The following is an 11,897-nucleotide window of genomic DNA, read 5'->3' as shown; positions in this document are numbered from 1 at the left end:
GTATCAGAGTTTGCCTTCTAGATCACCTAATGAAAAAGTCATGTTTTCGTGTATATCAAATTTATCATCGCGCCAAACTACTACCGGATTATTCCTTTTGAAACGAATTAAAAAAGGTAATTCAGCGGTAGCTGTTCCAAAATAGCCATAGCATAAGAATGTCTTTTCCTTTAATGATATGGAAGCTATTATACCCGAAACAACATTGTTCTGCCCGATGATTTCATAAATTATTATCATTTTGAATCCTTTGACTTTTATTACTTTATAAACTACAAGTCCGGCTTCTGGTAAAGTAGCAAAACGAAACGATTCATCCTGATAACGCCATTTTAAAAAGGATTCATTTTTAAATGTTTGCCAGACCCGGGCATCAGATTTTGGTAAGTTATCTATATTGAAAGTAAAAACAACCTTATGATTATTTTTAACAAACGGATTTATTACTCCGTACAAAAAAGTATCGGGAAGGTCATTTTTTTGCCAACCCATTTTTAGATAACCCGGCAAACTGTTTTGGTTTGGGGTATTAAAGATGATATCGTAGTTATTATGTTCTGACTCCAGACCTTGTAAAGTAAGCGTTTTAAAAATACCTTTCCCTCTGTAATCTTTGTGGGTTACTGTATCAACAGGCCTGATGGCTTTTACAATTTTATCATTCGGACCAATAAATTCCCATCTCATAAATAAACGCAAACCAACCAATTTTTTTGAATCCCAGGCACCCATGGCAAACGAAACTCCAAAAGGGTTATCCATATGTTTCCATCTGAAAAACGATTGACTGAATTTGGTATCCAAATGCTCGGTTATCAATTCAAGAATATCATCTATATGCTCTTGAAAATTTATCGGTTTATAAGTTAACATAGAGATTGATATAATTGATACATTTTTTCATTGTTATCATCAAGACGATATTTTTCATTGTAGTTCTGAAGACTATTCTTTCCGAACTTTTCTATATTTTCCGGTTTAAAAATAAAAAACTCGATAGCTTCAACTACTTTGCCGGTATCATGGGTATTGATCAATTTTGCGTTTTTATCAGTATTTACTACTTCTCTGAAAACCGGAATGTCATTACATATAATTGGTAAAGCAGCAGATTGTGCTTCAATTAATGCGCCTCCCAATCCCTCGTATAATGATGGAAAAACAAAAATATCCGCTTCTGATAAATATTTTGGAACGTTTGACGTATATCCTAATAATAACACTTCATTTTCAAGATGGGAATTTTTTATAAAATCTTTCATCCGTTGGGTTTCTCCTCCGTCTCTTCCTAAAACAGTAAGTTGCACTTTGTGCCCTCTTTCTTTTACCACTTTGACAGCTTCCAAAAGATAAATTTGTCCTTTTTGAAATTCATGCCGTCCGACATTTAGTAATTTCAAAGGACGTTCTTGTGTGTATTCTTTAAAATCTTTTGACTCAAATAATGGTTTTCTTCCTCTGAAAACAACGGTGATCTTATTTTTATTGATCCCCAATTTTTGAATATAATGATTTTTCACTGTTTCGGTTATACTGTGAAAGTGGTCTACAAACAAGCGGGAGGTCAATTTATCTAACCAAAAATAAAGTTTAAGAGATAGTTTGCCAACTTTTGGATCATTAAAGCGTTCTTCTGAATAAGTGGTATTAACCAAGCTTTCAATGTGTTTGAATTTTACTAAAAGCTTAGCCAAACGGGTTCTGAGGTTAGATCGAAATAATATGCTATGTACCACATCATAATTCCCCTGCTTTATTATCCTACTAATCTGAATTACTTCTTTAAGGAAGTTTCCTTTTTTAATAAAATGAACCGGATAGCCTTTTTCCAACACTCTGTCCTGCACGCCTACTTTCTTTTTATCAAGACATACGATTTCAAAAGCTTCCTTTTTTTCGGTTAAAAAATCACAGATTACCTCTGTTGAAGTCTCCGCTCCACCTGAACCTAAACTATCAATAATGATTAAGAGTTTCATATTAGGTTATTTTTTTAGATGATAAATAAAAGAGTGCAATCCTGATACTTTAGACTTAAACTCATCCAATGCTGAATTGGTATTAACCCTAAGTCTTGAAATTCTGAGTGGGTTTATTTTTTCATCATTAACTTTATGGTCAAACAAAAAAGCTATTTTAACCTCGTTTTCGTTTAAAACTTCTTCAGCTAAATCTGAATAATTTCCATTCGGGTAGGCAAAAGCAGAAGTGTCGAATTGATTTTCTTTTAAAAATTTGACTGAAAGCAGCATTTCATTTGTCAATTCATTTGTGTCACATTGATTAAACATCGGATGCGAATGGGAATGATTGGAAATTATTATTCCGTTTTGCTGCATTTCTTTTAATGCTGCTAATTTTAATTGTCTTTGGGTAAAAACTTCTTTTGCTTTACTAGCTCTCATTTCATTCAAAAAAAAGAGACGTTCCTGCTCACTAACATCTTTTAATTCCCAGACTTTTGCATTTCCTTTTTCTTTACCTAAATAGTATTCTATCTCGTTCCACCAAAAGGGTTTTTCAGAATCTATCAATTCAGTAATAACAAACAACATGGCAGGGACATTGTATTTTTTTAATAAGGGGAAACCATTCTCATAAAAAGAAATATCGCCATCGTCAAAGGTAATCAGCAAAGCCTTTTTGGGCAAACTTATGCCTTTAAAAAAAAAGTCATACAATTGATTATAAGTAATGATGTTGTATTTCTTTTTTAAATGCTGTAACTGTGTTTCAAACAAATCGGGAGCCGGAACATCATGATATGCTAAAACTCTCATCCCTGAATTATTAAAAATAATCCAAATAGGGTTTAACAATGAAAGCATTTTATAGAATAAATTTTTCATAAATGAATTTGACTTAGTTTGCTTAAGTCACAGTAATATTACTAGCTGTATGAATGATATAATTATACAATGTCTTTGCGCCAGGTTATATCCGACTTAACCACTTTAGCAGGTGACCCGGCAATCAATGAATTGGATGGATAAGTAGTATTTATTAATTTTGAATTGCTGGCCACAACACAATTTCCCTCAATGGTAGTTCCTTTTAAAACCGAAGAATTATTGGCAATCCAAACGTGATCCCCAATATATACATCACTTTGGTGTGGTTGATTGTTTATTTGATGCCAATCAGAATCTGTGATAAAAACGCCCCATGCACAAAGAAAATCTTTACCAATTTCTAACTTTTTATTTACCATTATAAAAGTATCCCCTGTAATCTTTGAAGTCGATTCTATTGACTTTCCTCCAAGACTTAATTCAGCACCTTTACTCAAACTAATACGTACTCCATTACCAAGTTCAAGATCTCCTTCAATACTTAAAATACTGTTTTTACCCAATTTAATCAAAATGATTTTATCATTGGTGCAAGGATGAGAAGTAAGGTTCACATTCCCTTTTAATATTAATCGGGCACCTTCTCTTTTGATGATTTTGACTTTTAATTCAGGATCGGAAAAGATAAACTTACCTTTTCCTTCATCAACATTCATGGTCGCTGAATAAGATTTGATTTTACGAATCACACGATTTTTGAGTCCATTGAGTTTTTTAAAAAATTTAAACATAAAACATTTGAATTATAAATCGGATTTATCTTTTTATTTTAAACACATTTAACAGCTTATAATACCTCGACAACATCTTTCCCTTTAAATATTGAACGGTTTGCTTTTGCTTCATTTCATTTTTAACTTGACTAAAGTAATACATTTTTATAATCCCTTAAATACTGTTCTTTAATGTACAAATAGTCTTTATCTATATAATTTTTCGGAAAATCAGTACTAACATTAAATTTATTACTCATTAACAAATCAGTTGAAATAACTGATGACAAGAGCGTATAGTCGGTTGTTTTCATATTATCAACTTTGATGTTCATTTGAAAACATCTAATCCCTTTTGAAAGTGTTTCCAGCAGGAAAGTAGAAATATGGGCTACCGCAAAATCAACTTTACTATTATTTAAACTATTTATGATTTTAATATTATATTCGTTGCTTAATGCATCACAAAACTGTTTTTTATTCAACATTCTTGGATGTGGTTTAAAATAAAATTCACAATTGTCAAATTGCATCTTAAAACAATCCCTTACTTTCAACATTTCCTGCAAATAAAGTTTATCGTAGTCTTTATTTAATTTGTTGATTGATTCTCCTATGAAAACAATAACTTTTTTACTCGTTTTTGCGGTATCCATTTCATTAAATTCTGAAATCTTTGTAAACTTATAAGTTGGAACCACTAACATTTTGCATTTACAAATTTTAGCAAGATTTTGCAACAACATTTCTGACCAAAGCAATAAGGTCAATCCCTTATCAAATTTTTGTTCAAAAACATAAGGCTCGTAATCCAACTGATATACTGCGTGTTGAATAAAATAAAAATTTGAACCATCATTTTTATAACAGTAATAGGAAAACAAATGTGTAAAAAAAGAGGGGCCTGCATTTACTACCTGAATTGCGTCTCCGGATAATTTATAGTTTAGTTTTTTATAAGCTAATTTGAAAAAAAAGACTCCTAAACTATTTTTTCTGAAAATACAGGAAAGACACAGGTAGTAATATATTTTAAAAAAGGAAACGGTATGCTCTTTCTTTATTGAAGGATTAGAAGATATGGAAAATAAATTTTTAAATTCACTGTCTAACTCTTTGGGTAAATGAAGTTTAAAATTTCTTTGCTGAATTTTTACTTCCTTACTACCAAAAACAAATGAAAAAAAATATTTAATAATGCATTTAATCGAAATTAATAATTTTCGTCTATCCAGTTCTTTATAGCCTTTCCCGTAATTATTTATTATTTTTTCAATTAACTTATCATCTTCGTTCATATAGGAATTTTTAATATTAAGCTCTCATTTTTTTAAAAATTGACAGTTGGTGCAAAAACAATTAATTTCTATGAAAAACAGTATATACAATAATAAATTCTAATGACTTTACTAACAAAATAACATTAAAACTCTTGTAACTGGACCATTTTATTGAACTTTTCTGACGTCTCTAATAATTCATTGAAACTACCAATAGCTAAAATCTTACCTCCATCCAATACAACTATTCTGTCAGCATGTTTAATTGTGGAAAGTCTGTGCGCTATTATAATCAGTGTTGAATTACCTTGAAGCATTTCTGTGCTTTCTTGTATTTGTTTTTCTGTTTCTGAGTCAAGTGCCGAAGTCGCTTCGTCCATTAATATCAAGGCTGCTTCTTTATATAATTCTCTGGCAATGGAAATTCTTTGTTTTTGTCCTCCACTCAAATTTATGCCATTATTCCCCATAAGTGTATTTTCTTTCTCCGGTAATGAATCAATAAATGTTGTAAGAGAGGCCATTTTTAGAACATCATTAAAACGTTTTTTGTTTTCTTCATTGGGCTCGGAGAAAAAAGTTATGTTATTAAAAATTGTATCTGTGAAAATAACCGGTTCCTGAGTAATATACCCTAAGCTTTTCTGCCATTTAATCATTTCTATGTTATTGAAATTGGAATCATCTATATGGATAGTGCCTTCAGTAGGTTTTATAATACCCGATATGATGTTAATCAACGTAGTTTTTCCGGAACCGCTCTCACCCACTAAAGCTATTGTTTCATTTTTTTGAATTGAAAGAGTAATTCCATCCAATATTTTTTTCTGGTCTATTGTTAAAGAAATGTTTTTCAATTCGAGCCGGTTTTCAAATTTAAAGTCTTTAGAACCAACATAATCATCCACTTTTTGACTTAAGTGTGCAGCAAATTCTTTATTATTTATTAGCGATCCTGAAACACTGATGAAGATATTTGTATTATTCTGCATAGCCATTAATGAAGATAAAGCCCTGTAAAAAAACATTAAGCTCAATATTATTATACCTAATGATTCTTTAAAAACAGTTAACTGTATATAAATCACAACAACTAAAACAAAAATAACCAATGGCTCACGTAAAGATTGCGTAATTGACATAAGCAAACCCATTTTTTTATTTGTCTTTTCAATTTTTTCAACGTCTTCTTTTAATCGATTGGTAAATTTAGTTATAAGTCCACTTGCCTTTAAGTATTTAAAATAGTGCACTAATTGAATTACAGAACCTTGAAAAACAGAATTTTGACTGGATACCAATTTAGAATAATCTTTAGTCTTACTGTATATCTTTTTGAAGAAAAAATTTATTATAACTCCTCCTATAGATAAAAATATAGCAAACTTAGGATTGGTAACATAAGCCAATGATAAATAAACAAAAACTAATACTGAAGCCTGCATGGCCAAAAAATAAAACCTACTTGCCTGATTAATTCTTTCAACCTCTGTAGTGAAAATATTTTGTATTCTGCCTATATCTTCCTTCACAAATACTAAATAACTTAAATTTGATAGTAATTCTGCATTATCATTTCTAATCTTTTTCATGAAATATTGCTGATTATTAACCCGAAGATTATATTCCGCAAATGCAAAGACTGCTTTAAAAGTGAAGAAAAATAACATCCCCAATAAGACTGTAGCTAAGGTAATCGGGATATCTAAATAGTCAAAAATGACTAATAAGCCTTCTCCCTTATTTGTAACTGTTTGATTATCCCCTACATTGGCAGCAGTTTGGATTAAAGGTATAAACATTGCCAGACCCAATCCGTCCAGAATACCAACAATGATTCCTAAAAAGATAGATACCAGCATTCTGTAACGAAGTACATTGTAGAAAAACAAGAAATACTGGAATTTATCTGAAATTTTTTTTAGCATTATTCTTTTATATGTTTTATTAAATCAACCTATTGGATGCAATTAAATTATTTGATTTAAGCTTTTAATTAATCTTATCATTAACTCTATATTTATGGTGCTCAAAATGGTGAATGCTTTTTTCTATGCTTCCGGCCATTAGTTCTGCTTTTCTGATATCATGCACAAATTGCTTGAACTTATTTTCATTTAAATCTATAGCTACACTATCAAAATGTACCCAATCTAAATCTCCTAATTTCACATGCTTTTCAATCATTTTAGCACCGGCAGCAACTGAAAGCATAGAGCCTAAACTACCTATATCGTGACTTGAATATCCCGGAATAATATTAGGGTGGTCATTTCTTAATCGGTCATAATGTCTTACAACACTAACCTGACATCCTTCCGGTGGCGTAGGATAAGAAGAGGTACATTGCAATAAGAACAAATTTTTGTCGGCGTTATTTAAATCATTCAGCACAAAATGTTCATATTCTTTATCTGTAAAACCGGTAGAGATTACTAAATCTCCTTTAAAATCACCTGCCACTTTTTTCAAATAATTTCTGTGATTAGATATCGTCGAGGGTAACTTAATCAATGGGCAATCAAACTGATTGATGTATTGATAGGAATTCCAATCTAAAATAGAGGCAAACCAGGGAATATTTTTCTTTCTGCACTCTATGTCAATCAATTCCATTAAATCGTCTGTTAATTCTACTCCTCGTCTGTAATCACCGAGTGTATTTCCGAATGGAGACTGGTATGGAGAATTCAGTTCTTCTGCTGTATAAAAACTATCAACATCTCTTTTTTGAACCTTAACCATATCGGCACCACTTTCCGATGCCAATTCTATCATTTTCAACAAACGCTTTTTATCACCAATATGGTTGTTGGTAAATTCAGCAACTATAATAGTGCTGTTAGAATCTATTGTTCTTTGCAATAATTTAGTATACAATTCTGTATTGGTAGGCAAATCTGTTATAGATATGGCTCCCTGAGAATGTTCTTCCAGTTGCTCGTTAAATTGTTCTAAACTTATGGCACTGTATTTTTTATTTCCAACATGCTGAATATAAACTTCCGGAAATTTCAGCTGAATCATTTTTAATATTTGTTCAAAAAAAGATTCCTGAGTCTTCAAATAAGCATTCCGGTATTCCAAACCTTGGAAATCTTCTTCCGATACGCTGTTTAAATAAAAATCAAATCCTATAAAATCAGCAATGACTTTGGTCTTTTTTGTTTCCTGAAATAAAATAACCAATTTGATTGCCGTTAGTAATGTAAAATCTAAAATATAGAAATTTTCATCTGTAAAATAGGAATATATATGCTCAAAATCATTTTGATTGAAGGAGTGATAATCTACTTCTATATGTTTATTATCGGGGATTTTGAAAAAATCAGGAGCAATATAATAGTCACTGATAAAGCCATGCTTTTTGATAGAATCAAATAAATCCGTTCTGTAAAAAATAGCCATATCGGCTTTGGTAAAAACATCAGCATCATTTAAATTAATGATAAAATAATCTTTCGAAAGTGAATCGAGTTTTACTTCTGTAACTGAACTTCCTTTACCAATTACTGCAATCTTAGTTTTGCTCGATGCTGAAAATATATTTTTGATCTGGTCTAAGCAATTCTCCATGATAAGGTTTATTATTTACTATTACTTTTAAATTGTGTTCCAAAGCTAAATTCAAGCCCGGAATGATATCCCAAACTTTGGCACCCTTAGGATTTTGAAAACTATAAAAAGAACCAGTCACTACACTATACATATTGTAAACTGCACAACCTATTATTCTATACTCAAATCCATCCTTAAGATTTAAAATATCCTGCTTGGTCAAACTGGACGAAATTCCTGCAATTCTTGATTTATATTTAGGAATATCGTCTCCACTTAATAGGTATAAATCTAATTCAGGTAAAGCTAACATAGACTGTTTATGTTTTCCATATTCATAAATACATACTGCAACTCCCCACTCTTTTAGTCCTGACACGAAATTCTCCGTCCCATCAATTGGATCCAATATTATTATTTTATCAGAAGTATATGATTTCATATTGTCCTCCGGGCTTTCTTCTGATATTAAGGCATACTCAGGGCAATTTTTCTTAATATACTCCTTTATTAGTGATTCACAAAGCAAATCGCCTTTTGAAACATAACTATTATCCGATTTTAATTCTTTTTGATTTCTTAAAGATAAGATTTCTTTAAGATTGCTCTTGATAACAGAAGCTATTGATTCACAAATATTCATGATAATTTTTGTTATTGTTTATTATCCATTCTTCTGTTTTCTTTAAATCATCTATATCGTGAACGTCAAAACATCCTTCTGTAATATAAGGATAAATTTGATTTCCCATAACAGGCCATGGATATTGTCCTGATTCTGATTTTACTCCTTTAGCAACATCTAGTACCCAGAAAGAGTGATCAAAAAAGACACATGGCTCTAAATCCTGTCTATTTGCCGAAACATATTCTCCTTTTTGGCCTAAAAAATTTTCTAAAGTTCCGTTCTCTGTTATTTTTTTTGCTCTTCTTGGATGATATTCATATTTATAATGTGATGGAATTACTGATGAAGCTTTCTTTTCATTTAACAATGCTAAACACTCATCAATCATTTCAGTAGATATTGTACCAACATTAGCATGAATAACTACAATCACATCAATATTACCTAGCTCCTTTTCAATTATAGAAAGGGCATGCTTTACAGCATCTGAACTCTGAGATGTTGGCAATGCTAAATAATCCGGACGCTTTATTTTCTTATAACCTATAGCAGCACCTGCTTCTAATATTTTATCATCATCACTACTCAAATAAAATTCATCTATATGTTTTGATTTTTTAGCAGCTAAACCACCCCATTGAAGCAAGGGACGACCCAGAACCGGTAAGATATTTTTATCTTTTAATGTATTATTACCTCTGCCTATTATGAGAGCAACAGTTTTATTCGATTTCATATAAATACTATTATATTCGAAATTAGTTTATAATTCTATTTTGGTTCAATTTATATTTATTAGTTCTATTTTTAAAAAATAACATTAATTTTTTGAGTAGTGAATTTTTAAAATTGCTTAACTATTTTCATAAATTATTAAACCCGATAAATCTTCATCTTTTTGCTTGAAATAAAACTGAACTTTTCTTTCTATCACTTTTTCTATCTTACCTTCAAGCTGATCTAAATACTCTTTATTCAATTGTTGTCCAACTATCACAACCTCTATAGTACCACTGTCTATACCTCTAGCGTAATCACCAACAATATAAATTTGCTCAACAATACCCATTCTTTCTAGTATCATTTCAATAATGGTGGGTAAACCCAAATAATGAAAAACTAAATTTTGCAGCGTTCCAAATAATGGATGCTTTGTATTAGCTTCATAATTAATTTTGTTTTGAACTGTGACCCTATTCAAATAACCCGCTTCAGAAAGATTATTTAATTCTTTCCTGATGGAATTAGTTGATTCATTAAACTCATCAGCCAAACCGCGTAAATGACCATTATTGGCAGCATTAATAAAAAACTTTACCAGTAAACGCACTCTTGTTTTAGAGGTTACTAAAGTATTTAACATAGCACTTTATTATGAGTAACAAAAGTACTCATATATTTTTAAATACCAAATTATAAAGGAAAATATAGACACGACAAGTTTATTGATAAGTTTTAATAAATCAAAATAAAGGGCATATACAATGAACTAATGTTTAAAAAAAGACTTAATCACATTACCTATCTGGACGCAATTTTCTTTTGACATACCTGGCCATATCGGCAAGCTTAAAGAGGTTTTAGCGAATTCTTCGGCAATAGGAAAATCCCCCTTTTTATATCCCAAATTTCTATAAGCTGTTTGCAAATGAGGTGGTATTGGATAATGTATTAGTGTTCCTATTTCATGCTTGGTGAGGGCTTTCTGGAGTTCATCACGTTTTTTTGTTCTGATTACATAAACATGATAAGTATGAGTAGCATCTGAATGAGTGTGTGGCAAAACTACATCGGGTACTGACTGTAATACTTCATTATACCATTGTGCTATAGTTTGTCTTTGAACTGTCCAATCATTCAAATATTTGAGTTTGACCGATAAGAAAGCAGCTTGTAACTCATCTAATCTCATATTATGTCCAATTACTTCATTATAGTATTTTTCTTTACTTCCATAATTTCGTAATATCTGAATTCTTTTTGCTATTTTTTCATCATTAGTGGTAATTGCTCCAGCATCGCCTAAAGCACCTAGATTTTTACCCGGATAAAAACTTGTAGCATTAACATGACCCCAATTACCTGTTAATTTTCCTTTAAAAGTTGCTCCATGTGATTGCGCATTATCTTCAATAACTTTAAGCTTAAATTTTTTTGCTATGTCATTAATAGCATCCATCTCGCATGCTTGTCCATACAAATGCACTGGTATGATAGCTTTCGTTCTAGTTGTAATTGCTTTTTCAATTAATTTGGGGTTAATATTATAAGTTAATGAATCTGGTTCAACAAAAATAGGAGTTGCGCCAACATAGGATACGGCTAATACTGTGGCAATATAAGTATTTGAAGGAACTATGACTTCATCTCCTGAACCTATTCCTAATGCTTTCATGGCTAAAAACAGCGCATCCAACCCATTACTCACACCAATAGCATATTTCGTTTGATTGAAACTAGCATACTCTTTTTCGAAATCAACAACCCTTTGACCTAGAATAAACCAGTTGCTATCATAAATCGAATTGAATGCTTGAATCATTTCATCTTTAATGACACTATGTGTTGGTTGTAAATCTAAAAAAGGAATTTTATTCATCTAATATGTTAATTACTTATAATGTCAATTCGATGCTATAAAGTAACAAATTTTAAATTAAAATTACCACAAACAAACTGATTTAAAACAAAAAAAAGCCCTCAATAACTTGAGGGCTTTTATTATATATAATTCCCGTTAAAACGGAAAACCGTTAACGCTTCACAACACGCATAGTTTGTAACTCATCATCCTGTGATACAACTACGTTGTAAACACCACTTGGGTATTGATCTCCGATAGTTGTTGTTTCCATATCAGACAAAT

11 protein-coding genes are annotated in these 11,897 nt (G+C 31.0%); all 11 read right to left on the bottom strand.

Annotated features, from left to right (window positions below; translation table 11 throughout):
- Positions 1–3: 3 nt before the first annotated feature.
- The 11 genes from L1S35_RS09395 to L1S35_RS09345 all read right to left on the bottom strand — a co-directional run bounded on the left by L1S35_RS09395 (position 4) and on the right by L1S35_RS09345 (position 11,630).
- Positions 4–873: a GNAT family N-acetyltransferase gene (locus tag L1S35_RS09395; protein ID WP_236399877.1), complete on the bottom strand. Its 870-nt coding sequence runs from the start codon at positions 871–873 to the stop codon at positions 4–6.
- Complete coding sequence (locus L1S35_RS09390) at positions 867–1,979, bottom strand: glycosyltransferase family 4 protein (RefSeq protein WP_236399874.1); 1,113 nt, start codon at positions 1,977–1,979, stop codon at positions 867–869. The genes L1S35_RS09395 and L1S35_RS09390 overlap by 7 nt, the downstream gene beginning before the upstream one ends.
- A gap of 6 nt (positions 1,980–1,985) precedes the next feature.
- Complete coding sequence (locus L1S35_RS09385; RefSeq protein ID WP_236399871.1) at positions 1,986–2,849, bottom strand: polysaccharide deacetylase family protein; 864 nt, start codon at positions 2,847–2,849, stop codon at positions 1,986–1,988.
- Between the two features lie 62 nt (positions 2,850–2,911).
- Positions 2,912–3,583: an acyltransferase gene (locus tag L1S35_RS09380; RefSeq protein ID WP_236399867.1), complete on the bottom strand. Its 672-nt coding sequence runs from the start codon at positions 3,581–3,583 to the stop codon at positions 2,912–2,914.
- Positions 3,584–3,714: 131 nt separating this feature from the next.
- The gene (locus L1S35_RS09375; RefSeq protein WP_236399864.1) at positions 3,715–4,863 is read right to left on the bottom strand and encodes a hypothetical protein; all 1,149 of its coding nucleotides are present in this window, start codon (positions 4,861–4,863) and stop codon (positions 3,715–3,717) included.
- A gap of 125 nt (positions 4,864–4,988) precedes the next feature.
- Complete coding sequence (locus tag L1S35_RS09370) at positions 4,989–6,773, bottom strand: ABC transporter ATP-binding protein (RefSeq protein WP_236399861.1); 1,785 nt, start codon at positions 6,771–6,773, stop codon at positions 4,989–4,991.
- Between the two features lie 64 nt (positions 6,774–6,837).
- The gene (locus L1S35_RS09365; protein WP_236399858.1) at positions 6,838–8,421 is read right to left on the bottom strand and encodes an N-acetylneuraminate synthase family protein; all 1,584 of its coding nucleotides are present in this window, start codon (positions 8,419–8,421) and stop codon (positions 6,838–6,840) included.
- A complete protein-coding gene (locus tag L1S35_RS09360; protein WP_236399855.1) occupies positions 8,366–9,046 on the bottom strand; it encodes an inositol monophosphatase family protein in 681 nt (226 codons plus the stop codon). Before L1S35_RS09360 ends, L1S35_RS09365 begins: the two co-directional genes overlap by 56 nt.
- Positions 9,033–9,767: an acylneuraminate cytidylyltransferase family protein gene (locus tag L1S35_RS09355; RefSeq protein WP_236399852.1), complete on the bottom strand. Its 735-nt coding sequence runs from the start codon at positions 9,765–9,767 to the stop codon at positions 9,033–9,035. The genes L1S35_RS09360 and L1S35_RS09355 overlap by 14 nt, the downstream gene beginning before the upstream one ends.
- Positions 9,768–9,884: 117 nt before the next feature.
- Positions 9,885–10,394 (bottom strand): ArsR family transcriptional regulator, encoded by a 510-nt coding sequence (locus tag L1S35_RS09350; RefSeq protein ID WP_236399849.1) that lies wholly within the window; start codon positions 10,392–10,394, stop codon positions 9,885–9,887.
- A 126-nt stretch (positions 10,395–10,520) separates the two neighbouring features.
- Positions 10,521–11,630 (bottom strand): DegT/DnrJ/EryC1/StrS family aminotransferase, encoded by a 1,110-nt coding sequence (locus L1S35_RS09345; RefSeq protein WP_236399847.1) that lies wholly within the window; start codon positions 11,628–11,630, stop codon positions 10,521–10,523.
- Between the last annotated feature and the right edge of the window lie 267 nt (positions 11,631–11,897).

Source organism: Flavobacterium anseongense (assembly GCF_021608185.1).
GTDB classification, from domain to species: Bacteria; Bacteroidota; Bacteroidia; order Flavobacteriales; family Flavobacteriaceae; genus Flavobacterium; species Flavobacterium anseongense.
This window is presented reverse-complemented; position numbering and strand designations above follow the sequence as displayed.

Bases quoted from the DNA above. Each gene is read 5' to 3' on its own strand.
- L1S35_RS09395 (WP_236399877.1), bottom strand. From the start codon at position 873: ATGTTAACTTATAAACCGATAAATTTTCAAGAGCATATAGATGATATT.
- L1S35_RS09390 (WP_236399874.1), bottom strand. From the start codon at position 1,979: ATGAAACTCTTAATCATTATTGATAGTTTAGGTTCAGGTGGAGCGGAG.
- L1S35_RS09385 (WP_236399871.1), bottom strand. From the start codon at position 2,849: ATGAAAAATTTATTCTATAAAATGCTTTCATTGTTAAACCCTATTTGG.
- L1S35_RS09380 (WP_236399867.1), bottom strand. From the start codon at position 3,583: ATGTTTAAATTTTTTAAAAAACTCAATGGACTCAAAAATCGTGTGATT.
- L1S35_RS09375 (WP_236399864.1), bottom strand. From the start codon at position 4,863: ATGAACGAAGATGATAAGTTAATTGAAAAAATAATAAATAATTACGGG.
- L1S35_RS09370 (WP_236399861.1), bottom strand. From the start codon at position 6,773: ATGCTAAAAAAAATTTCAGATAAATTCCAGTATTTCTTGTTTTTCTAC.
- L1S35_RS09365 (WP_236399858.1), bottom strand. From the start codon at position 8,421: ATGGAGAATTGCTTAGACCAGATCAAAAATATATTTTCAGCATCGAGC.
- L1S35_RS09360 (WP_236399855.1), bottom strand. From the start codon at position 9,046: ATGAATATTTGTGAATCAATAGCTTCTGTTATCAAGAGCAATCTTAAA.
- L1S35_RS09355 (WP_236399852.1), bottom strand. From the start codon at position 9,767: ATGAAATCGAATAAAACTGTTGCTCTCATAATAGGCAGAGGTAATAAT.
- L1S35_RS09350 (WP_236399849.1), bottom strand. From the start codon at position 10,394: ATGTTAAATACTTTAGTAACCTCTAAAACAAGAGTGCGTTTACTGGTA.
- L1S35_RS09345 (WP_236399847.1), bottom strand. From the start codon at position 11,630: ATGAATAAAATTCCTTTTTTAGATTTACAACCAACACATAGTGTCATT.